Source organism: Streptomyces sp. NPDC028419, assembly GCF_055565515.1.
Genome location: NZ_JBVHUE010000020.1, coordinates 35,623 through 56,948 on the forward strand (window position 1 = coordinate 35,623; position 21,326 = coordinate 56,948).

18 protein-coding genes and 1 pseudogene are annotated in these 21,326 nt (G+C 72.5%); 15 read left to right on the forward strand and 4 right to left on the reverse strand.

Annotation, left to right across the window (positions count from 1 at the left end):
* Positions 1 to 114: 114 nt before the first annotated feature.
* Positions 115 to 1,308 (forward strand): argininosuccinate synthase, encoded by a 1,194-nt coding sequence (locus ACZ4UB_RS23055; protein WP_468072718.1) that lies wholly within the window; start codon positions 115 to 117, stop codon positions 1,306 to 1,308.
* Between the two features lie 104 nt (positions 1,309 to 1,412).
* Entirely contained in the window at positions 1,413 to 2,840 is a 1,428-nt protein-coding gene (gene argH / locus ACZ4UB_RS23060) for an argininosuccinate lyase (RefSeq protein WP_468072720.1), read from the forward strand.
* Between the two features lie 63 nt (positions 2,841 to 2,903).
* Here argH and ACZ4UB_RS23065 read toward each other — a convergent pair whose 3' ends face one another.
* A complete protein-coding gene (locus ACZ4UB_RS23065; RefSeq protein WP_468072722.1) occupies positions 2,904 to 3,419 on the reverse strand; it encodes an HAD domain-containing protein in 516 nt (171 codons plus the stop codon).
* 84 nt (positions 3,420 to 3,503) lie between these two features.
* Between ACZ4UB_RS23065 and ACZ4UB_RS23070 the strand changes: the two genes are divergently transcribed.
* The 3 genes from ACZ4UB_RS23070 to ACZ4UB_RS23080 all read left to right on the forward strand — a co-directional run bounded on the left by ACZ4UB_RS23070 (position 3,504) and on the right by ACZ4UB_RS23080 (position 7,187).
* Positions 3,504 to 4,055: a TetR/AcrR family transcriptional regulator gene (locus tag ACZ4UB_RS23070; protein WP_354382604.1), complete on the forward strand. Its 552-nt coding sequence runs from the start codon at positions 3,504 to 3,506 to the stop codon at positions 4,053 to 4,055.
* Complete coding sequence (locus tag ACZ4UB_RS23075) at positions 4,052 to 5,599, forward strand: MFS transporter (RefSeq protein ID WP_468072724.1); 1,548 nt, start codon at positions 4,052 to 4,054, stop codon at positions 5,597 to 5,599. The genes ACZ4UB_RS23070 and ACZ4UB_RS23075 overlap by 4 nt, the downstream gene beginning before the upstream one ends.
* A gap of 88 nt (positions 5,600 to 5,687) precedes the next feature.
* The gene (locus tag ACZ4UB_RS23080; RefSeq protein ID WP_468072726.1) at positions 5,688 to 7,187 is read left to right on the forward strand and encodes a membrane-associated oxidoreductase; all 1,500 of its coding nucleotides are present in this window, start codon (positions 5,688 to 5,690) and stop codon (positions 7,185 to 7,187) included.
* Between the two features lie 21 nt (positions 7,188 to 7,208).
* Here ACZ4UB_RS23080 and ACZ4UB_RS23085 read toward each other — a convergent pair whose 3' ends face one another.
* Positions 7,209 to 7,838, reverse strand: a complete 630-nt coding sequence (locus tag ACZ4UB_RS23085; protein ID WP_354382601.1) for a lysophospholipid acyltransferase family protein — start codon at positions 7,836 to 7,838, stop codon at positions 7,209 to 7,211.
* A 379-nt stretch (positions 7,839 to 8,217) separates the two neighbouring features.
* Between ACZ4UB_RS23085 and ACZ4UB_RS23090 the strand changes: the two genes are divergently transcribed.
* From ACZ4UB_RS23090 to ACZ4UB_RS23100, 3 genes are all read left to right on the forward strand, one after another.
* Complete coding sequence (locus tag ACZ4UB_RS23090) at positions 8,218 to 9,408, forward strand: glycerophosphodiester phosphodiesterase (protein ID WP_468072729.1); 1,191 nt, start codon at positions 8,218 to 8,220, stop codon at positions 9,406 to 9,408.
* A 111-nt stretch (positions 9,409 to 9,519) separates the two neighbouring features.
* Positions 9,520 to 10,038 (forward strand): sigma-70 family RNA polymerase sigma factor, encoded by a 519-nt coding sequence (locus tag ACZ4UB_RS23095; protein ID WP_468072731.1) that lies wholly within the window; start codon positions 9,520 to 9,522, stop codon positions 10,036 to 10,038.
* Positions 10,039 to 10,075: 37 nt separating this feature from the next.
* Entirely contained in the window at positions 10,076 to 10,573 is a 498-nt protein-coding gene (locus ACZ4UB_RS23100) for a GNAT family N-acetyltransferase (protein WP_468072733.1), read from the forward strand.
* Here ACZ4UB_RS23100 and ACZ4UB_RS23105 read toward each other — a convergent pair.
* Both ACZ4UB_RS23105 and ACZ4UB_RS23110 read right to left on the reverse strand, forming a co-directional pair.
* The gene (locus ACZ4UB_RS23105) at positions 10,555 to 10,932 is read right to left on the reverse strand and encodes a hypothetical protein (RefSeq protein WP_354382669.1); all 378 of its coding nucleotides are present in this window, start codon (positions 10,930 to 10,932) and stop codon (positions 10,555 to 10,557) included. The two genes, ACZ4UB_RS23100 and ACZ4UB_RS23105, sit on opposite strands and share 19 nt — an antisense overlap.
* Before the next feature lie 94 nt (positions 10,933 to 11,026).
* Positions 11,027 to 11,395 carry a hypothetical protein gene (locus tag ACZ4UB_RS23110; RefSeq protein WP_354382597.1) on the reverse strand — a complete coding sequence of 123 codons (369 nt, stop codon included), beginning with the start codon at positions 11,393 to 11,395 and terminating at the stop codon, positions 11,027 to 11,029.
* A gap of 68 nt (positions 11,396 to 11,463) precedes the next feature.
* On the opposite strand from ACZ4UB_RS23110, the gene ACZ4UB_RS23115 reads away from it, so the two are divergent.
* The 7 genes and pseudogenes from ACZ4UB_RS23115 to cobT all read left to right on the forward strand — a co-directional run bounded on the left by ACZ4UB_RS23115 (position 11,464) and on the right by cobT (position 21,124).
* Positions 11,464 to 12,111, forward strand: a complete 648-nt coding sequence (locus ACZ4UB_RS23115; RefSeq protein ID WP_385785157.1) for an HAD-IA family hydrolase — start codon at positions 11,464 to 11,466, stop codon at positions 12,109 to 12,111.
* Positions 12,112 to 12,531: 420 nt separating this feature from the next.
* A complete protein-coding gene (locus ACZ4UB_RS23120; RefSeq protein ID WP_468072736.1) occupies positions 12,532 to 13,626 on the forward strand; it encodes a methionine ABC transporter ATP-binding protein in 1,095 nt (364 codons plus the stop codon).
* Positions 13,623 to 14,291: a methionine ABC transporter permease gene (locus ACZ4UB_RS23125; protein WP_468072738.1), complete on the forward strand. Its 669-nt coding sequence runs from the start codon at positions 13,623 to 13,625 to the stop codon at positions 14,289 to 14,291. The genes ACZ4UB_RS23120 and ACZ4UB_RS23125 overlap by 4 nt, the downstream gene beginning before the upstream one ends.
* A 98-nt stretch (positions 14,292 to 14,389) precedes the next feature.
* Positions 14,390 to 15,253 (forward strand): MetQ/NlpA family ABC transporter substrate-binding protein, encoded by an 864-nt coding sequence (locus ACZ4UB_RS23130; RefSeq protein WP_468072740.1) that lies wholly within the window; start codon positions 14,390 to 14,392, stop codon positions 15,251 to 15,253.
* Positions 15,254 to 15,426: 173 nt separating this feature from the next.
* Positions 15,427 to 16,035: pseudogene (locus tag ACZ4UB_RS23135) on the forward strand (GNAT family N-acetyltransferase); the annotation flags it as partial.
* 297 nt (positions 16,036 to 16,332) lie between these two features.
* On the forward strand, positions 16,333 to 17,550 hold the full coding sequence (gene cbiE / locus ACZ4UB_RS23140; RefSeq protein WP_468072742.1) for a precorrin-6y C5,15-methyltransferase (decarboxylating) subunit CbiE: 1,218 nt from the start codon (positions 16,333 to 16,335) through the stop codon (positions 17,548 to 17,550).
* Positions 17,551 to 17,842: 292 nt separating this feature from the next.
* Positions 17,843 to 21,124: a nicotinate-nucleotide--dimethylbenzimidazole phosphoribosyltransferase gene (gene cobT, locus ACZ4UB_RS23145; RefSeq protein WP_468072744.1), complete on the forward strand. Its 3,282-nt coding sequence runs from the start codon at positions 17,843 to 17,845 to the stop codon at positions 21,122 to 21,124.
* Positions 21,125 to 21,326 lie beyond the last annotated feature (202 nt).

Here is a 21,326-nt window from a genome sequence, read left to right on the forward strand (position 1 = left end):
GACCTTAGGCGGGGACGACCCCCCTGAGCAGCCGGTTTCCCGGCTCGTTGACGAAACATACGGAGTAGTGCATAGTTATGCCTGTCGTCAGATGCACCCTGTAAGGAGAAACCCGTGACCGAGCGCGTCGTACTCGCCTACTCGGGCGGCCTGGACACCTCCGTCGCCATCGGCTGGATCGCCGAGGAGACGGGCGCCGAGGTCATCGCCGTCGCCGTGGACGTCGGCCAGGGCGGCGAGGACCTGGACGTCATCCGCAAGCGCGCGCTCGCCTGCGGCGCCGTCGAGGCCGAGGTCGCGGACGCGAAGGACGAGTTCGCCAACGAGTACTGCCTCCCGGCGATCAAGGCCAACGCCCTCTACATGGACCGCTACCCGCTGGTCTCCGCCCTCTCGCGGCCGACCATCGTCAAGCACCTCGTCGCCGCCGCCCAGAAGCACAACGCGACGATCGTGGCCCACGGCTGCACCGGCAAGGGCAACGACCAGGTCCGCTTCGAGGCCGGCATCGCCGCCCTCGGCCCCGACCTCAAGTGCATCGCCCCGGTCCGTGACTACGCGATGACCCGTGACAAGGCGATCGCCTTCGCCGAGAAGGCCGACCTCCCGATCGCGACCACCAAGAAGTCCCCGTACTCCATCGACCAGAACGTCTTCGGGCGCGCCGTCGAGACGGGCTTCCTGGAGGACATCTGGAACGCGCCGATCGAGGACATCTACGAGTACACCTCGAACCCGGCGGTCCCGCGGGAGGCCGACGAGGTCGTCATCTCCTTCAAGGAGGGCGTCCCGGTCGCCATCGACGGCAAGCCCGTCACCGTGCTCCAGGCCATCCAGCAGCTCAACGAGCGGGCCGGCGCCCAGGGCATCGGCCGGATCGACATCGTCGAGGACCGCCTCGTCGGCATCAAGTCCCGCGAGGTCTACGAGGCCCCGGGCGCGATCGCGCTGATCACCGCCCACCAGGAGCTGGAGAACGTCACCGTCGAGCGCGAGCTGGCCCGCTACAAGCGGCAGGTCGAGCAGCGCTGGGGCGAGATGGTCTACGACGGCCTGTGGTTCTCCCCGCTCAAGCGCGCCCTGGACGGCTTCATCAACGAGGCCAACCAGCACGTCACCGGTGACATCCGGATGACCCTGCACGCGGGCCGCGCCGTGGTCACCGGCCGCAAGTCCGAGGAGTCGCTGTACGACTTCAACCTCGCGACCTACGACTCGGGCGACACCTTCGACCAGTCCAAGGCCCAGGGCTTCATCGAGATCTTCGGTCTGTCCTCGAAGATCGCCGCGCGGCGCGACCTCGCCTGAGGTCCGCTCGTCGCGCGGTACGCACGCGCAGTGCTTTGACGGCCTCCCCGGTACCTCCGCGACGGGGAGGCCGTCGTACACCCACCTCTTGAGGAGCAGTAGCTGTGAGCAGCAACAACGGTGACGTCCGGCTCTGGGGCGGCCGGTTCGCCGACGGGCCCGCCGAGGCCCTGGCGAAGCTGTCCGCGTCGGTCCACTTCGACTGGCGCCTCGCGCCCTACGACATCGCCGGTTCGCGCGCCCACGCCCGCGTCCTGCACAAGGCGGGCCTGCTCACGGCCGACGAGCTCCAGCGCATGTCGGACGGGCTGGACCGGCTCGCGGCCGACGTCGAGTCCGGCGCCCTCGTGGGCACCATCGCCGACGAGGACGTGCACACCGCCCTGGAGCGCGGCCTGCTGGAGCTGCTCGGCCCCGACCTCGGCGGCAAGCTGCGGGCGGGCCGCTCGCGCAACGACCAGGTCGCCACGCTCTTCCGGATGTACCTGCGCGACCACGCCCGGATCATCGGCTCCCTGATCGCGGACCTCCAGGACGCCCTCGTCGGTCTCGCCGAGACGCACGCCGACGTGGCGATGCCCGGCCGGACCCACCTCCAGCACGCCCAGCCGGTGCTCTTCGCCCACCACGTGCTGGCGCACGTGCAGTCCCTCTCCCGGGACGCGGAGCGGCTGCGGCAGTGGGACACCCGGACCGCGGTCTCCCCGTACGGCTCGGGCGCCCTGGCCGGCTCCTCGCTCGGCCTGGACCCGGAGCAGGTGGCCGCCGACCTCGGCTTCGAGCGGGGCTCGGTCGGCAACTCGATCGACGGGACGGCCTCGCGGGACTTCGTCGCGGAGTTCGCCTTCATCACGGCGATGATCGGGATCAACCTCTCCCGGATCGCCGAGGAGATCATCATCTGGAACACGAAGGAGTTCTCCTTCGTCACCCTGCACGACGCCTTCTCCACCGGCTCCTCGATCATGCCGCAGAAGAAGAACCCGGACATCGCGGAGCTGGCGCGGGGCAAGTCGGGCCGCCTGATCGGCAACCTCACCGGCCTGCTGGCCACGCTCAAGGCGCTCCCGCTCGCCTACAACCGGGACCTCCAGGAGGACAAGGAGCCGGTCTTCGACTCCTGCGACACCCTCGAGGTCCTGCTGCCCGCCTTCACCGGCATGATGGCGACCCTCACCGTCAACCGGGCGCGGATGGAAGAGCTGGCCCCGGCCGGTTTCTCGCTCGCCACCGACATCGCCGAGTGGCTGGTCCGCCAGGGCGTGCCCTTCCGGGTCGCGCACGAGGTCGCGGGCGAGTGCGTCAAGGAGTGCGAGGGCCTCGGCATCGAGCTGGACGAGCTCACGGACGAGCAGTTCGCGAAGATCTCCGAGCACCTGACCCCGGAGGTGCGCACGGTCCTCAACGTGCCCGGCGCCCTGGCCTCCCGCAACGGCCGCGGCGGCACCGCGCCGAGCGCGGTCGCCGTCCAGCTCAACGAGCTGAAGGCGGACCTGGTCATCCAGCACGCCTGGGCCGACCACAAGAACTAGCGCGCGCGTCCCGCAGGGGGCGGTCGGGGCACCCGCCCCGGCCGCCCCTCGGGCGTTGCGGTCCTACGCCGCCCAGTCGGCCAGCAGGTCGAAGTCCGCCCGGACCAGCCCGATCCGCTCGTCGACGCGCAGCAGCAGGGCGCGCGCCGGATGGTGCTGATCGACGTACTCCCGGTCCATCGGCGTGATGTCGTCGTCGACCCAGGCGAAGGGCCGGCCCCCGGCGTACTCCAGGACGTACTGCGTCTTCCAGAACGTCCCGCGCGGCGCCCTCCCGTGCATCTGCGGCCAGTCGATGAACGGCAGCCGGGGCAGCCCCAGGTGCGGGCCTATCCAGTCGTTGGCCTCGTCCTTCCAGGTCGTCGCCCAGACCAGCTCGTACGCGCCCGCCAGCGCCCGCAGCCGCGCGCCGTGGCCCGGATGCAGCCAGACCCGCAGCGGTTTCGCGTTCTCGGTCAGTGACCAGCCGGTGGGGCGCATGCGGTGGGTGGTGTACCCCTCGGGGCGGCTCTGGGGCTTGGCCGCGTAGGGGTTCAGCGGGCCGTCCACGTCGATCAGGAGCAGGGGCTTCTTCGTCATCGCGACAGGATTCCTTCCGTGCCCGCGCGGGGCACTCGAATATTCAATGAGACATGGACGTCTCATTCGGGTTAGGCTTGTCTCATGGCCATGGATCGTGACCAGGTGCTCCGCGCTGCGGCGGCCCTGCTCTCCCGCAAATCGACCGCGACGATGGACGAGGTCGCCCGCGCGGCCGGCATCGGCCGCGCGACCCTGCACCGGCACTTCGCCGGGCGCGACGCCCTCGTACGGGCCCTCGAAGAGCTCGGCATCCGCCAGTTCGAGATCGCCTTCGACGCGGCGCGCCTCGACGAGGGCAGCGCCGTCGACGCCCTCGGCCGCCTCGTCGCCGAGGCCGAACCGAACGCGCTGCTGCTGGCCTTCCTCGTCACCGAGAACCAGCTCTTCGAGGGCGACGAGGTCAACGAGGGCTGGGCCCGGCTCGACGCCCGGGTGTCCGCGCTCTTCCGGCGCGGCCAGCAGGAGGGCGACATCCGGATCGACCTGAGCCCCGCCTGGCTCACCGAGGCCCTGTACGGGCTGATCGGCACCTGCGCCTGGGCCGTCATGGACGGTCGGGTCGCGGCCAAGGACTTTCAGTACATGATCACCGAGTTGCTGCTCGGTGGCGCACGACGGAGTGTGGAGAAATGAGCAGAACCGAAGAGCTGAGCAGACGGCAGGGGACGGAGGACGGCAAGAGCCCCGGGCGCTGGATCGCGCTCTCGGTCCTCGTGCTGGCCGTCCTGCTGGTCGCGGTCGACGCCACCGTACTCGGTCTCGCCACCCCCTCCCTGAGCGAAGACCTCAAGCCGTCCGGCACCCAGCTGCTGTGGATCGGCGACGTCTATTCCTTCGTCATCGCCGGTCTGCTCGTCTCCATGGGCTCCCTCGGCGACCGCATCGGCCGCAAGAAACTGCTGCTGATCGGCGCCACCGCCTTCGGCCTCGTCTCGGTCCTGAACGCCTACGCGACCAGCCCCGAGATGATGATCGTGGCCCGCGCGCTGCTCGGCGTCGCCGGCGCGACGCTGATGCCGTCCACCCTCGCGCTGATCCGCAACATCTTCCACGACCCCAAGGAGCGCAGCCTCGCCATCGGCATCTGGGGCGCCACCGCCTCGGCCGGCGCGGCCGTCGGCCCCGTGGTCGGCGGAGCCCTGCTCCAGCACTTCTGGTGGGGCTCGGTCTTCCTCATCAACCTGCCCGTGATGATCGTCCTGGTCGTCGTCGGCATCAAGCTGCTGCCCGAGTCGAAGAACCCGGCGAGAGGCCCCTGGGACCTGCTCAGCGTCGCCCTCTCGCTCGTCGGCATCATCGGCATCGTCTACGCCGTCAAGCAGGTCGCCACGCACGGCCTCTCCTGGGAGGTCTGGGCGGCCGCGGTCCTCGGCGTCGCCATGCTCTACGCCTTCGTCCGCCGCCAGCACACCCTGGCCGCGCCCCTGCTCGACATGAAGCTCTTCAAGCACCGCGGCTTCTCCGGTGCGGTCCTCGCCGACCTGTTGACCGTCTTCGGCCTCTCCGGGCTGGTCTTCTTCCTCTCCCAGTTCCTCCAGCTCGTCCAGGGCCGCGAGCCGCTGGAAGCGGGACTGGCCGAACTGCCCGCCGCCGTCGGCGCGGTGGTCACCGGTCTGCTCGCGGGCCGCTACGCCCGCAAGTACTCCGTACGCGTCATCGTGGCCGGCGGCCTCGCCGCGATCGGCCTGGCGCTGGGCGCCCTCACCGTCATCAGCAAGGAGACCGGCTACCCGCTGCTCGGCGCCGCGCTGCTCGTCGTCGGCCTCGGCGCCGGCTTCTCCTTCACCGTCACCGCCGACGTGATCCTCTCCAGCGTGCCCAAGGAGCAGGCCGGTTCCGCCTCCGCGGTCTCGGAGACGGCCTACGAGCTCGGCGCGGCCCTCGGCATCGCCCTGCTCGGCTCCATCGTCACCGGGGTCTACCAGAGCTTCACGGCCCCCTCCACGGTGTCCCCGGCGCTCGCCGACGCCGCGCACGAATCCCTGGGCGGAGCCGTCGAGGTGGCCAAGGGGTTGGACCCGCACACCGCCGAGGTGATGGTGGCCGCGGCCCAGAACGCCTTCGTGGACGGACTGCGGCTCGCCTCCGGCGTCGGCGCGGTCGTCCTGCTCGCCACGGCCGCCGCCGCGTGGTTCCTGCTCAAGGGGCAGGAGCTGCAGGACGGCATCGAGCACTGACCCCGGGCGCGTCCCGATGGTCGAGCCCAAAGGGTGGTGTCGCGCGCGGAGTTGACACGACGATCACGCGCGCGACACCATCCCCGCGATGGAGCTCACCGATCTGACCCCGGCCGAACGTCGCGTCTGGGACGCCTTTCCGCGCGGCGAACGCGTCGACGTCCGCGCGGCCCCCGACGAGGACGCCGCCGACGGCGCGGCATGGGGCCCCGAGCGGACGGTACGGGCCGAGGTGCTGGGCGCCCTGCTGCTCGGCGGGACCGCGGCCGAGGGCCAGGTCGCCGGGCTCAACCTCAAGGGCTTCCGCATCACCGGCAAGCTCAACCTGAAGTACGCCGTCGTCGAGCACGCGATCCGGCTGCGCGGCTGCTGGTTCGAACGCAAACCCCTGCTGTACGGGGCCCAGTTGCGCGCCTTCGTACTGAGCGACTCCGCCCTGCCGGGCCTGACCGCCGCCACCGTCACGGTCGACGTGGTCCTGCGGCTGTCCTGCTGCCGGATCACCGGACCGGTCCGCCTCGCCGGGGCCCGGATCGCCGGCGGCCTCTTCCTCACCCGCGCGGTCATCGGCACCCCGCCCGCTCCCGCGGGGGAACCGCCCGCCCCGGCCGGCGAGCCCCCGGAGCCCCCGCTCCAGTTCAACCACGCCGACATCGGCACCGACGTCATCGCCACCGGCCTCACCGTCCACGGGCAGACGCGCATCAACGGAGCCACCGTCGGCGGCCAGATCAACCTCGAAGGCGCCCGCCTGCTCAACCCCGGCGGCGACGCCCTGTACGCCGAGACCCTGTCGGTGGGCACCGACGTCCGCGCCCGCGGACTGCGCGCCGAGGGCCGGGTCAACCTCACCGGCTCCCGCATACCGGGCCAGCTGGGCCTCAGCTACGCCCAGCTCGTCAACCCCGGCGGCACCGCCCTGCGCGCCTCCAGCTGCGCGATCGGCGAGGTCTGGCTGCGCTCCTGCGACACCGTCCAGGGCGCGGTGAACCTGCGCCGCTCCCAGTTCGACCTGCTCCACGTCGAGCCCGACAGCTGGCCCGCCACGGTCCGCCTCGACGGCCTGGGCTACGGGTCGCTGCGCCCGCACCTGCCCGCCGAGGAGCGGCTGCCGGCGCTGGAGCGCGAGGAGGCGGGCTACCTCCCCTTCGCCTACGAGCAGTTGGCCGCCGCCTACCGCACCGCGGGGGACGAGGTGGCCGCCCGTACCGTCCAGCTCGCCAAGCTCCGCCGGCACCGGCACACCCTGCCCCGGCACGCCCGGGTGTGGGGGCTGCTCCAGGACGTCACCGTGGGGTACGGCTTCCGGCCGCTGCGCGCGGCGGGCTGGCTCGCGGCCCTGCTGTGCACCGGGGCCGTCGCCTACGGGCTGCGGCCGCCGGCCCCGCTCAAACCGGGCGAGGCGCCCGAGTTCAACCCGGTCTTCTACACCCTCGACCTGATGCTGCCCATCATCGGCTTCGGGCAGGAGGAGGCCTTCGGTCCGCGCGGGTGGTACCAGTGGCTGTCGTACCTGTTGATCGTGACGGGCTGGGTGCTCGCGACGACCACCGCGGCCGGCGTCAGCCGGTCACTGAGCCGCCAGTAGCGCCCGGGGCCGCGCGCCGGCTCAGGCGGCCTTGGCCTTGGTCGCGTACATGTCGACGTACTCCTGGCCCGAGAGCCGCATGACCTCGGCCATCACCGAGTCGGTGACCGCGCGCAGCACGTACCGGTCGCGGTCCATGCCCTCGTAGCGGGAGAACTCCATCGGCTCGCCGAAGCGGACGGTGACCCGGCCCGGGCGGGGCATGCCCTTGCCGCCCGGCTGGAGCTTGTCCGTACCGATCATCGCGAACGGGACCACCGGGGCGCCGGTCATCAGGGTGAGCCGGGCGATGCCCGTGCGGCCGCGGTAGAGGCGACCGTCGGGGGAGCGGGTGCCCTCCGGGTAGATGCCGAAGATCTTGCCCTCTTCGAGGATCCTGCGACCGGTCATCAAGGCCGCGACCCCGCCGTTGGCGCCGTCGCGGTCCACCGGGACCATCCCGGAGCCGGTGAAGAACCAGGCCATCGCCCGACCCTTGAGGCCCTTGCCCGTGACGTACTCGTCCTTGCCGATGAAGTGCACCTGGCGGTCGCACACCAGGGGCAGGATCATCGAATCGATGAAGGTCAGGTGGTTGCCCGCGAGGATGACCGGCCCGGTACCCGGAATGTTCTCGGCGCCCTCGACACGGGTGCGGAACATCATCCGCATGACCGGTCCGACAGTGGCTTTGATGAGCGCAATACGGGACAACGTGGGCCCTCCGGCATCGAATGCGTCTTCAGCACCGTGCGTGCTCAGTGCAGGTGAGGACGATACTCGCGGGTCCGCTCTGATCGCACATCGGGTTCACGAGGCCGATACGCAAAGTTGACGCACGTTTCCGCCATGTTTTCCGCCCGTCCCTCCCCGTATCGCCCGCGCGCCACCGAGCACTGCCTACGATCGGTCCGCCGATCGGGGACGTGCGGCCCGGTGATCCCGGGAGCAAAGCCCCTGGTCGGTGCGTGATCCGGCCGGTCCGATCCGGCCGGTGCGATCAGGTCGCACCGGAGGGCTCCGGGCGGTCCGAAGGGGATGAGGGACGGACATGGCGCAGGGCGGGGCAGGCAGGCGCGCGGTGCTGGGGGCGGCCGTACTGGCGGCGGGCGGCGGGGCGCTCGGGCTCGGCGCGGGCCCGGCGGCGGCCGCCGGCGCGGCCGCAGACGCGCAGCCGTCCGACGCGCAGGCGCACGGCGGCGGCGGGGGCTACCGGGAGCTGCCCTACCCCACGGTCATCGGACACCGGGGGGCCAGCGGCTACCGGCCCGAACACACCCTCGGCTCCTACCAGCTGGCCCTCGACCTGGGCGCGGACGTCATCGAGCAGGACCTGGTGCCCACCCGCGACGGCCACCTCGTCTGCCGGCACGAGAACGAGATCGGCGGCACCACCGACGTCGCCGACCACACCGAGTTCGCCTCCCGACGCACCACGAAGTCGGTCGACGGCGTCTCCGTCACGGGCTGGTTCACCGAGGACTTCACCCTGGCCGAGCTGAAGACCCTGCGCGCGAAGGAGCGCATCCCCGCCGTCCGCCAGCGCAACACGCTGTACGACGGCCGCTGGGAGGTGCCCACCTTCGAGGAGGTGCTGCGCTGGGCCGACCGCGAGGGCAAGCGGCGCGGCAAGCGGGTCTGGCTGCACGTGGAGACCAAGCACCCCAGCTACTTCCGCGCCCTGGGCCTCGGCCTGGAGGAGCCGCTCGCGAAACTGCTCCGCCGCTACGGCCGCGACCGGCGCGATTCGGCCGTTTTCCTCCAGTCCTTCGAACCCTCCAGCATCCAGCGGCTCGCCAAGCTCGTCTCGGCGCCCCGCGTGGTGCTGCTCGGCGCCGCGAACACCCGCCCCTGGGACTTCGAGCTGGCCAAGGACCCGCGCACCGTCGCCGACCTGGTCAAGCCCGAGGGCCTGAAGTGGATCGCCGGCTACGCGCAGGCCATCGGCCCGACCCTGGACCTGATCGTGCCGCGCGACGCCGCCGGCAAGCTCGGCACGCCGACCACCCTGGTGCGCGATGCCCACGCGCGCGGGCTGATCCTGCACCCCTACACCGCGCGCAACGAGAACGCCTTCCTTCCCGCCGACTTCCGCAAGGGCACCGACCCGAACGCCTACGGCGACTCCTTCGGCGCCTTCCGCACCTACTTCGCCCTCGGGATCGACGGGATCTTCTCGGACAACGCCGACACCGCGCTGCTGGCCGCCGAGGACTTCCGGCCGGGGCGCCGGCCGCGCTGACCCGCGGCGCCGCCCGCGCCGAAAGCGTCAACGGCTGAGCGGAAGGACTCGTACGGGTGTGCCGCGTCCGGTGGGGAAACCACCGGGCGCGGTCTTCGCGTCCCGCCCGGCATGGACCTGCTCAAGGAACTCGGACCCCTGCTCTCGGCGGAGGCCGCCGCCGAAGCACCGCTCGCCGGGATGGATCCCGCCGATCTGGAACAGGCCGTGTGGGTGCGGCTGCTGGAGCGGGACCGGCAGGGGCCGGCTCCGGCCGAACCCGCCCGCTGGCTGCGCCGCGCGGTGCGCGCCGAGGCCCGCGTCGCCCGCCGCCGCGCCCAGCGCGAAGTCCCCTACGCCGGCCCGGCCGGCTGCGCCGACGAGGCGCCCGAACACGGGCCCGAGGGCGAGGTGCTGCACCGGGAGCAGGACCGCGCCGTCCGCTCGGCGGTCGCCCGGTTGCCCGGACGCTGCCCGGAGCTCATGACTGCTTTTCTTTCGCCCAGGGACCTCACCTACCGTGAAATCGCAGGAGAGTTGGGTATCTCACAAGGAAGTTTGGGGCCAGTACGTTCCCGTTGCCTGGGATGTCTGCGCAGAATGCTGGCTGCAGAGGTTGAGGCTCCTGGCCTGCGGGGAAAGGAGCGATAGACCAACGGGCCACCAGGTGAGCGGGAGGCATGCGCACATGGGCATGAGCGTGACCATTTCGGCAGCTACGGCCGAGGACGCGGAGCAGATCTTCAAGCTGCAGTACCTGTGCTTCCAGCGCGAGGCCGAGCTGTACGGCAACTACTCCATCCAGCCCCTCACCCAGTCCCTCGATTCCCTCAAGGGCGAGCTGGCCAAGGACATCGTGCTGGTCGCCCGGCTCGGCGACGAGGTGGTCGGCGCGGTGCGCGGCAGCACCGAGGAGGACGGCGCCGGCAAGATCGCCAAGCTGTGCGTCCACCCCCGGCTCCAGGGCCACGGGCTCGGCGCCCGCCTGCTGCGCGGCGTGGAGGAGGCACTGGCCGACGGCTCCAAGACCTCCCGCTTCCGCCTGTTCACCGGCCGCAAGAGCGAGTCCAACCTGCGGATGTACCGCAAGGCGGGCTACGTCGCCGTCGGCGGCCGGACCGCTTCGGACGGCATCGAGCTGGTCATGCTGGAGAAGGAAGCCACGGACTACGCCGTCAGCGCCTGATCCGTACGCTTCGCGCGCAGCCAGAGCATCCCGGTGATCGGCAGGATCACCGGGATGAACAGGTAGCCCATCCCGAACTGCGACCACACCGTCGAGTCGGGGAAGGAATCGGGCCGCACCAGGGTCCAGGTCCCGACCGTGAGCACGCCGGTCAGTTCGGCGGCGCAGCACAGCCGGGCCGCCTTGCGGGCCGTCTCCCCGCCGCGCACCAGCGAGTAGGTGATGAAGGCGTAGACGAGGGCGGCCACCCCGCTCAGCGCGTACGCCAGCGGGGCCCGGTCGAACTCGGTGGAGATCTGGTAGGCCGAGCGCGAGACCGCGCCGACGGTGATCACCCCGTACAGCCAGACGAGCAGCACTCCCGGCCCGGAGACGAGCTTCGTGCGCCCCGCCTTCGTGGCCGCCGTCCCGTCCGTCGACGGCCGTGCGCCCTCGGTCGTGTCCGCGTCCGTGTCAGGCACCGGTGCCACCCCAGATGTCGTAGAGCCGTACTTCGAGCACCGCGAGGACGACCGCGCCCGCGGCCACCGTCACCGAACCCCATTTGCTGCGCTCGGTGAGCGAGAGGAACCCGGCGGCCGGAACCGCGGCGAAGGAGCCGACGAGGTACGCCACGAAGAGCACCGAACCGTCGTGCGGCTCCGCGCCCTGCCCGAGCTTGACCAGCCCGACCACCAGCTGGGCCAGGACCAGCAGGGTGACCACGGCCATCGCGGCGAAGTGCCAGTCCTTGGTCGGCTGGTCCCGCCAGGCGGCGAATCCGCACCAGGCGGCGAGGGCGAGTGCGGCCACGCCGATGGCGACCGTCAGGGCGTCGAGCATGCAGCGAGGGTATTACGGGTCCAAAGACCCGATGCGCGCACCCCTGCGCCGGGGCTTTCCTGGAAGGCATGACGCTGCACGCCGACGCCCTGCTCTTCGACAACGACGGAACCCTCCTCTCCTCGATGGAATCGGTCTACCGCTGCTGGGCCCGCTGGGCCGGGGAGTACGGGATCACCGAGGCCGACTTCGCCGCCGTGGAACTGCACGGTCGCCCGGCCGCCGAGATCATCGCCGACCTGCTGCCCGAGGCGGTCCGGGCCGAGGCCCTGGCCCGGATCGAGCGGCTGGAGGTGGAGGACGTCGCGGGCGGCGTCGTCGCGCTGCCCGGCACCAAGGAGCTCTTGTCCGCCCTGCCCGCCGGCCGCTGGGCCGTGGTGACCTCCGCCACCCGCCCGCTCGCCGAGGCCCGGCTGCGCGAAGTGGGCATCGACTTCCCCGAGCTGGTGGCCGCCGACGACATCACCCGCGGCAAGCCCGACCCCGAACCCTTCCTGCTCGCCGCCGCCCGACTGGGCGTGGATCCGGCCCGCTGCGTGGTCTTCGAGGACGCCCCGGCCGGTCTGGCCGCCGGGCGCGCGGCCGGGATGCGGACCGTGGCCTTGACCACAACCCACCGGGCCGACGAGCTGGTCGCCGACGTGGTGGTCAGGGACCTGTCGGCCGTGTCGGTGCAGGTCACCGCTGACGGCCTGGTGATTGACACGAACGGCTGACCGCACCGCCCCACCGTGACGCGACGTCCGGATGGCGGTCGAAATCCGTCCGCTATCCGGACAGCGTTGATCGATGAAGGGAGACGTCTGGTTTACTGGGTCCATGACCACGACGAGCAGCCGCACCCTTGCGACCGAGGCGACGATGACGCCCGGTGCTCGTTGTATGTGTCGAATGCGCGCCTTCTGAGGGCCCCCCTTCCTGAGCCTCGCGCCCCGAAGCGAGATCGGCCGAGTCCGTCCGGACCGTGCCGGCTGTAGAGCCCCCGCGCTGTAGAGCCACCGAATCACCCGGACCACTCCTGCCACCCGCCCGGCGTCGAACCGCCGATTCATCCTGGTTCGTCCCGTATCGCGTCCCCAGATGATTGCCCCGTGCCCGGTCTGCCATGCCGTGCACTCGACAGCGACGGAATTCCTGTGATCACCACATCGGGCCTCACGAAGGTCTACCAGTCCCGTGGCCGCGAGGTCACCGCCCTGGACGGCGTCGACCTCCACGTCCGCGAGGGCGAGGTCTTCGGAGTCATCGGCCAGAGCGGCGCCGGCAAGTCCTCCCTGATCCGCTGCGTGAACCTGCTGGAGCGCCCCACCACCGGCACCGTGAGCGTGGACGGCGTCGACCTCACCGCGCTGGCCGGCCGCGGCCGCCGCGCGGGCAAGGAGCTCCGCGAGGCCCGCAGCCGCATCGGCATGGTCTTCCAGCACTTCAACCTGCTGTCCTCGCGCACCGTGCAGGGCAACATCGAGCTGCCCCTGGAGATCCTCGGGATCTCCGGCCGCGAGCGCTCCCGCAAGGCGCTGGAACTCCTCGACCTCGTCGGCCTCGCCGACAAGGCCACGTCCTACCCCGGCCAGCTCTCCGGCGGTCAGAAGCAGCGCGTCGGCATAGCCCGCGCCCTGGCGGGCGACCCCAAGGTGCTGCTCTCCGACGAGGCCACCAGCGCCCTCGACCCCGAGACCACCCGCTCGATCCTCCAGCTGCTGCGCGACCTCAACCAGCAGCTCGGCCTGACCGTCCTGCTCATCACGCACGAGATGGACGTGGTCAAGGCGGTCTGCGACTCCGCGGCCCTGATGAAGCGCGGCCGGATCATCGAGTCCGGCACCGTCTCCGAGCTGCTGGCCACCCCCGGCTCCGAACTCGCCGACGAACTCTTCCCGGTCAGCGGCTCCGCCACCGGCATCGACCGCACGGTGGTCGACGTCACCTTCCACGGCGAGGCCGCCACCCAGCCGGTCATCTCCCAGCTGGCGCGCACCTACAACATCGACATATCGATCCTCGGCGCCGCCATGGACACCGTCGCGGGCCGCCAGGTCGGCCGGATGCGCATCGAACTCCCCGGCCGCTACGAGGAGAACGTCGTCCCCGTCGGCTTCCTGCGCGAGCGCGGCCTCCAGGTCGACGTGGTCGACTCCGAAACCGACGCGGACGGCGCCCCCGCGGCCCCCGCGGCTTCCGCACCCGCCGGCACCGTCCCGGCCCAGCTGGTCAAGGATGGCGCCAAGTGACCTGGTCCGAGATGCAGCCCCTGCTCACCCAGGGCACGTACGACACCCTCTACATGGTCCTGTGGTCCACCCTGGTGACCGTCCTCGGCGGGCTGCCCATCGGCATCCTGCTCGTCCTCACCGACACGGGCGGCCTGCTGCGGAACCGGGTGGTCAACAAGGTCCTCGGGGCGATCGTGAACGTCGGCCGCTCGATGCCCTTCATCATCCTGCTGATCTTCCTGATCCCGGTCACCACCGCCGTCGTCGGCACCTTCATCGGCCCCACCGCGATGATCGTCCCGCTCGCCATCGGCGCCATCCCCTTCTTCGCCCGGCTCGTCGAGACGGCCGTCCGAGGCGTGGACCACGGGCTGGTCGAGGCCGTCGAGTCGATGGGCGGGGGCGTCCCCACCCTCGTCGGCAAGGTGCTCCTCCCGCAGGCCCTGCCCTCGCTGATCGCCGCCGTCACCACCACCGTCATCACCCTCGTCGGCTACTCCGCCATGGCGGGCGCGGTCGGCGGCGAAGGGCTCGGCTCCAAGGCCATCACCTACGGCTTCCAGCGCTTCGAGACCGGCTTCATGGTCGCCACGGTGGTCGTACTGATCGTCCTGGTCACGGTGATCCAGCTGCTCGGCGACGGCGTGGTCCGCCTGCTCGCCCGCCGCGGCCGGACAACCTGACGGGGCACGGCGCCCCCACACAGACTTCCTTCCCTCCCACAGCCCGCACTCGTCGTGCTCGGGCGTTGTCCGCACCACCCAAGAAAGAGGCACTCTTCGTGCGCAGCTCCATCAAGTTCACCGCCCTCGCCGCCACCACCGCGGCCCTCGCCCTCGGCCTCACCGCCTGCGGCACCTCCTCGGACCCGTCCTCCACCAAGGCCGACGGCGGCAAGGTCGACGAGAGCAAGCCCCTGGTCATCGCGGCCTCCCCGAGCCCGCACGCCGACATCCTGAACTTCGTCAAGGACAAGCTGGCGGCCAAGGACGGCCTCAAGATCGAGGTCAAGGAGTTCACCGACTACGTCCTGCCCAACACCGCCACCGAGCAGGGCCAGGTCGACGCGAACTTCTTCCAGCACAAGCCGTACCTGGACGACTTCAACAAGAAGAACAACACCCACATCGTCCCGGTGGTCAACGTCCACCTGGAGCCGCTCGGCCTCTACTCCAAGAAGGTCAAGTCCCTCACGGACATCAAGGCCGGCCAGACCGTCGCCGTCCCGAACGACCCGACCAACGAGGGCCGCGCGCTCCAGCTGCTCGCCGCCAACAAGCTCATCACCCTCAAGGACGGCGTCGGCACCGCCGCGAAGCTGGCCGACATCACCGACAAGAAGGGCCTGGAGTTCAAGGAGCTGGAGGCCGCCACGGTCCCGCGCGCCCTGAACGACGTGGACGCCGCCATCATCAACGGCAACTACGCCATCGAGGCGAAGCTCGTCCCCGCCAAGGACGCCCTGGTCCTGGAGAAGGCCGAGGGCAACCCCTACGCCAACCTCCTCGCGGTGAAGGACGGCAAGCAGAGCGACCCCCGGATCCAGAAGCTCGCCAAGCTCCTGAACTCCGACGAGGTCAAGAAGTTCATCGAGGAGAAGTACCAGGGCTCGGTCATCCCGGCCTTCGGCACCCCGGCCTCCTGACCCCCCGGTAACGCAGCCCCGGCCCCGCACGCCCTCCCCGGGCGGGCGGGGCCGCGCCGCTGCGCGCGCACGGCCGCCGCCTGCCCGCATCCGGGCAGCCCGACCCTGCACACCACCGGACCGATACTGCATGCTGTGGCTCTACGGCCACGGTCTCAGGCATGGAGCTGCGCATGACAACCACCTTCCCGGACGTCTCCATCAGCACGGACCGGCTGGTGCTGCGCCCCTTCGAGGAAGAGGACGTCAGCGCGCTCACCGAGATGATGAACGACGAACTCATCACCGCCTGGACCGAGGCCCCGCACCCCTACGGCCGAGCCGACGCCCACCGTTGGGCCACGGGCGGCGCCCACCGCGAGCGCACCGACGGCCGCGGCATCGTCTTCGCCGTGACCGAGTTCCTCACCCACCGCCTGGTCGGCACCGTCCACGTCCGCCACACCGACTGGCGCTGTCTCAGCGCCGAGGTGGGCTACGCCACCGCCCCCTGGGCCCGCGGCGAGGGCTACGCCTGCGAATCCGTGCTCGCCGTCGCCCAATGGCTCTTCCGCGACCACGGCTTCGAGCGCCTCGAACTGCGCACGGCCGCCGACAACACCGCCTCGCAGCAGGTCGCCCAGAAGATCGGCTGCATCAGCGAGGGCGTCCTGCGCAACGCCTGGATAGTGCGCACCCAGACGCCCGACGGCAGATGGGTCGACACCCGCACCGACCTGCTGGTCTGGGGCCTGGTCCCCGAGGACCTCGACGACCTCGACGTCCTCGACGGCTACGGCGAGTTCCACGCCGTGCCCGAACCGCCCACCGACCGCGGCGGCGACCCGCACCCCCCGGCGGCCGACACCGACGCCCACGGCCGCCAGACCCCGCGCCAGCCCCCGCACGCACCCCCGTCCCCGCACCAGCCGCACGCCGGACGCCACCCCCATCCGCACGAGCGCACCGCCCGGTCCGACCGGCCCTGACCCGGCCGTCCGCCGACACCGGACGCACCGATCAGCAGGTAGTCTCACGGTGCCCGCCCCTCACGGCCGGGCCGCCCCGCACCACCACCCACACCAGGGAGACCGACGACGATGGCCGACCGGGTCACGGTGATCGGCTGGGACGGCTCGCCCCTGACCGCGGCCGCCCGATCAGCGCTCTCCGCAGCCACGCTGGTGGCCGGAGCCGGCCACCACCTCGCGCTCCCCGAGATCCCGCCCGCCGCCGAACGCATCCGGCTCGGCAGCCTCGGCCTCGCCGCCCGTCGCATCGCGGGCCACCGCGGCACCGCCGTCGTCCTCGCCGACGGCGACCCCGGCTTCTTCGGCGTCGTACGGGCCCTGCGCGCCCCCGAACACGGCCTGGAGGTGGAAGTGGTCCCGGCCGTCTCCTCCGTCGCCGCGGCCTTCGCCCGCGCCGGAATGCCCTGGGACGACGCCCAGGTCGTCGTGGCCCAACGCCGCACCCTGCGCCGCGCGGTCAACGTCTGCCGGGCGCACACCAAGGTCGCCGTCCTCACCTCGCCCGGCGCCGGTCCCGCCGAACTCGCCCTGCTGCTCGAAGGGGTCCACCGGACCTTCGTCATCTGCGAGGAACTGGGCACCGACAAGGAACGGGTCACCGTACTGACCTCCGACCGGGCCGCCGACCACAGTTGGCGCGACCCCAACGTCGTGATCGTCGTCGGCGGTGGCGGGCCCGTCTCCGCCGACCCCGGCTGGCTCATGGGCCAGCCCACCGCCGTCGCCGTGGCCGCCGCGGGCGCCCGCGGCTGGGCCCGCCCCGACCCCGGGGTGCCCGGCGGGGAGGGTGAGTCGGCGCTGCTGCGCGCCGCCCAACTGGCCCGGCTCGGCCCGCGAACCGGCGACCTCCTCTGGGACATCGGCGCCGGAACCGGCGCGCTCGCCGTGGACGCCGCCTCCTTCGGCGCGGCCGTCATCGCGGTCGACGCCGACCCCCGCGCCTGCGAGCGGATCGAAGTCGCCGCCCGCCACCGCGGCGTGCTCCTCCAAGCCGTCGCGGGCCGCGCACCGCACGTACTGGAGAACCTCCCCGAACCCGACGTCGTCCGGATCGGCGGCGGGGGAGTCCCGGTCGTCCAGGCCTGCGCCGACCGCCGTCCGGAACGGATCGTCACCCACGCCTCCACCCGCGACGAGGCGGAGGCGATCGGCCGCGCCCTGACCGAAGGCGGGTACGCCGTGGAATGCGCGCTGCTCCAGTCCGTCGGCATGGACACCCGGACGTGGCGCGAGCAGGAGCGCTCCGTCGTCTTCCTCATCGCGGCCGAACGCCCGTTGAGCCGCTAGACCGCTCGTGCCGTGACCCGGGCGGGCCTGGGAATCGGCCCGGGGTAGGCTGGCCGATCGTCGTACTGCCTGGTCACTCCGGGCACATCGGCACCAATGGACCACCCGACGTGGCGCAGTCCACAGCAGACCGCGGCAGTTATGGCCGCCGTGGTGGCGAACGGGCGCGACAATGCTTAGTGGTTGTCGGCGCCGGCGCGCCCGAGAGGCTCGTGCCGCACGGCAGCCACGCTCGTTGGTCATACGGGCGCCGGGCGATCGAAGCAGTAACACCGATGGGCGAGGGGTAAGCATGACTGACACCGGCCAGGTTCCGGGCGAGGGCCACCCGGACAACGCGGGCATGGTGGATCAGCACGGCATCCCCGCGCCGGTCCCGGCACCGCTCCAGACACCGCTCCAGGCGACGGGCGGGTACGCGTTCCAGGACCTGGTGGACAACCCGGCCGAGGACGACGAACTCCTGCTGATGCCCAGCGGCCAGGGGGCGTGGAGCGACCCGCAGGTGGTGCCCCCGGCTCCCGTCTTCCCCGTCGAGGGCGGCTTCTACGAGCCCGCGCCCGCCTTCGTCGACCCCGGCTTCGCGGAGCCCGGTCACACCGACACCGGTTCCTACACGCACGGCGCGCACGAGGCGGGCGGCCGTGACTCCGGCGCCCTCGACCTCGGCGGCCTGTTGCCGCCGCCGGCCGCCCCGGCGGCCGCGCCCGTGACCCCCGTCCGGCGCCCGCTGCACATGGGCCCGCCGGTCCCCGACGCCTCGGGCGGCGTCGTACGCTCCCTCGCCGACCGCGGCCCGGCCGCGCCGGTGCCGCCGGTGGCCCCCGTCGCTCCCGCCCCCGTGCCCGTCGCCGTGAGCGCCCCGGTCGAGCCCGAGGCGCCGGCGCAGGCCGAGATGCCGGTCGCCCCGGTCGCCCCGGCTCCGGTCGAGGAGCAGGCGCCGCAGGCGCAGGCCCCCGCGGACGTTCCGGCGGCGGCTCCGACGGAGGCTCCGGCGGAGGTGCAGGTCCCCGAGGCCGCCGCCGAGGCTCCGGCTCCCGCGCCGGTCGAGGCGCCGATCGAGGCGCCGGCCGAGCCCGCACAGCAGGCTCCGGTCGAGGAGGCGCCGGGCGTCGTGGCGCAGGCCGTGGCCGACGCCCCCGCGGAGGTGCCCGCCGAGGTACCGGCGGCCGCGCCCGTCGCACCCCCCGCCGAGGCTCCCGTCGAGGTCGCGGCCGTGGCCGTCGCCGACACGCAGGCGCAGGCACCGGTCTTCCAGACCGCTCCGGCGACCAGCGGCGGCCTGGAGTACCTGGACGTCCCGGCCGCGGAGACCGGCGCGCTGCCCGGCCCGCAGCTGGGTGAGATCCCGCTCCAGGCGGGCGCCCCCTGGTCGGCGGAGCCGGTCGTGGCGGCGGCTCCCGAGCCGGTGGCCGCTCCGGCCCCGGTCGTCGAGCCGGTCGTCGAGGCCGCTCCCGCTGCCCCGGAGCCCGTCGCCGTGCCCGTGGTTCTCGCGGAGCCGGCCCCGGCCGTGGCTCCCGCGGAGCCGGTGGCGCCGCCCGTCGCCCCCGAGGTCGTGGCCCCGGCCGCGCCCGAGCCCCAGCCCCAGCCCGCGCCCGAGCAGGTCCCGGCCCCCGTGGCCGAAGCCCCTGCCGAGGTGCTCCCCGAGGCGGCGCCGGCGCCGGTCGTCGAGGCCCCGGCCGCGCCCGAGCCCGTAACCGAGCCGGTGGCCGTGGTCGAGTCCGCCGCCGCGGTGGAAGCGGCCGAGCCCGCCGACGCTCCGCAGGCCGTTGAAGCCGCCGAGGCCGCCGAGGCCATCGAGGCCATCGAAGTCGCCGAGCCCGTCGAGCCCGTCGAGCGCGGCGCCGCCGCCCCCGGCTACGCCGACGCCGAGCGCGAAGCGGTCCTGCGCGTCATGCGCGAGCGCCGCGACATCCGCAACGGCTTCCGCACCGACCCGATCCCGCACGAGGTGCTGCTCCGCGTCCTGGAGGCCGCCCACACGGCGCCCAGCGTCGGGCACTCCCAGCCCTGGGACTTCGTCGTCATCCGCTCCGCCGAGACCCGCCGGACGATGCACGAACTGGCCCAGCGCCAGCGCGAGGCGTACGCCAAGTCGCTGCCCAAGGGCCGGGCGAAGCAGTTCAAGGAACTGAAGATCGAGTCGATCCTCGACACTCCGGTGAACATCGTCGTCACCGCCGACCCCACCCGCGGCGGCCGGCACACCCTCGGGCGGCACACCCAGCCGCAGATGGCCCCGTACTCCTCCGCGCTCGCCGTCGAGAACCTCTGGCTCGCCGCCCGCGCCGAAGGTCTCGGCGTCGGCTGGGTCAGCTTCTTCGACGAGCGCGAGATGGTCCGCGCCCTCGGCCTGCCCGAGCACCTGGAGGTCGTGGCCTACCTGTGCGTCGGGTACGTCGACGAGTTCCCCGAGGAGCCCGAGCTGATGCAGGCCGGGTGGTCCAAGCGGCGCCCGCTGTCCTGGGTGGTCCACGAGGAGACGTACGGTCGGCGCGCGCTGCCCGGCGAGGAGCCGCACGACCTGCTCTCCGAGACGGTCGCGAGCATCCGCCCGCTCGACGCGAAGGCGCTCGGCGAGGCCTGGGAGCGGCAGAAGCGCATGACCAAGCCCGCCGGGGCCCTGGGCATGCTCGAAATCATCTCCGCCCAGCTCAGCGGCCTCTCGCGGGTCTGCCCCCCGCCGATCCCGGAGCCCGCCGCGGTCGCGATCTTCGCCGGTGACCACGGTGTGCACGCCCAGGGCGTCACCCCCTGGCCGCAGGAGGTCACCACGCAGATGGTCGCCAACTTCCTGGGCGGCGGCGCGGTCTGCAACGCCTTCGCCAACCAGGTGGGCGCCGAGGTCTGCGTGATCGACGTGGGCGTCGCGGGAGAACTCCCCGCCACCCCGGGGCTGCTGCCCCGCAAGGTGCGTCCGGGCACGGCCGACCTCTCCGTCGGCCCCGCGATGACCCGCGAGGAGGCCGTCGCCGCCATCGAGGTGGGCATCGAGACCGCCCGCGACCTCGTCGCGGCGGGCAACAAGGCCCTGCTCACCGGTGAGATGGGCATCGCGAACACCACCGTGTCCGCCGCCCTCATCTCGGTCTTCACCGGCGTCGACCCGGCGGAGGTCACCGGGCGCGGCACCGGCATCAACGACGAGACGCACACCCGCAAGGTCGAGGTCGTCCGCCGGGCGCTCGAACTCCACCAGCCGGACCCGACGGACCCGGTCGGCGTGCTCGCGGCCATCGGCGGCCTGGAGCACGCGGCGATCGTCGGCCTGCTGCTGGGTGGGGCCTCGCTCCGTACGCCGGTCATCCTGGACGGGGTGAGCGCGGGGGCGGCGGCCCTGGTCGCCCGGGCGATCGCGCCCGAGTCCCTCTCGGCGTGCATCGCGGGCCACCGCAGTGCGGAGCCGGGGCACGTCGCGGCCCTCAACACCCTCGGGCTGCGCCCGCTCGTCGACCTGGACCTCCGCCTCGGCGAGGGCACGGGTGCCCTCCTGGCCCTCCCCCTGGTCCAGAGCGCCGCCCGAGCCATGCACGAGGTAGCCACCTTCGACTCAGCCGGCGTCACCGAAAAATAACCCCTGCCCCGCCCCCGCCCCGGGCGGCCCCCATCTCACCCTCCCCGCCCCGACGCGGGGCCCAATCCAGCCTCGCCGGCCTGACGCGGGCCCCCATCCACGCTTGCCGCCCCGACGCGGGGCCCAATCCAGCCTCGCCGGCCTGACGCGGGCCCCCATCCACGCTTGCCGCCCCGACGCGGGGCCCAATCCAGCCTCGCCG

Excerpts from the sequence above, each read along its gene's own strand:
- ACZ4UB_RS23070 (WP_354382604.1), top strand. The coding sequence starts at position 3,504 with ATGGCCATGGATCGTGACCAGGTGCTCCGCGCTGCGGCGGCCCTGCTC.
- ACZ4UB_RS23110 (WP_354382597.1), bottom strand. The coding sequence starts at position 11,395 with ATGCTCGACGCCCTGACGGTCGCCATCGGCGTGGCCGCACTCGCCCTC.
- cbiE (WP_468072742.1), top strand. The coding sequence starts at position 16,333 with ATGGCCGACCGGGTCACGGTGATCGGCTGGGACGGCTCGCCCCTGACC.
- cobT (WP_468072744.1), top strand. The coding sequence starts at position 17,843 with ATGACTGACACCGGCCAGGTTCCGGGCGAGGGCCACCCGGACAACGCG.
- ACZ4UB_RS23080 (WP_468072726.1), top strand. The coding sequence starts at position 5,688 with ATGGAGCTCACCGATCTGACCCCGGCCGAACGTCGCGTCTGGGACGCC.
- ACZ4UB_RS23095 (WP_468072731.1), top strand. The coding sequence starts at position 9,520 with ATGGACCTGCTCAAGGAACTCGGACCCCTGCTCTCGGCGGAGGCCGCC.
- ACZ4UB_RS23085 (WP_354382601.1), bottom strand. The coding sequence starts at position 7,838 with ATGCGGATGATGTTCCGCACCCGTGTCGAGGGCGCCGAGAACATTCCG.
- ACZ4UB_RS23115 (WP_385785157.1), top strand. The coding sequence starts at position 11,464 with ATGACGCTGCACGCCGACGCCCTGCTCTTCGACAACGACGGAACCCTC.
- ACZ4UB_RS23075 (WP_468072724.1), top strand. The coding sequence starts at position 4,052 with ATGAGCAGAACCGAAGAGCTGAGCAGACGGCAGGGGACGGAGGACGGC.
- ACZ4UB_RS23090 (WP_468072729.1), top strand. The coding sequence starts at position 8,218 with ATGGCGCAGGGCGGGGCAGGCAGGCGCGCGGTGCTGGGGGCGGCCGTA.
- ACZ4UB_RS23100 (WP_468072733.1), top strand. The coding sequence starts at position 10,076 with ATGGGCATGAGCGTGACCATTTCGGCAGCTACGGCCGAGGACGCGGAG.
- ACZ4UB_RS23065 (WP_468072722.1), bottom strand. The coding sequence starts at position 3,419 with ATGACGAAGAAGCCCCTGCTCCTGATCGACGTGGACGGCCCGCTGAAC.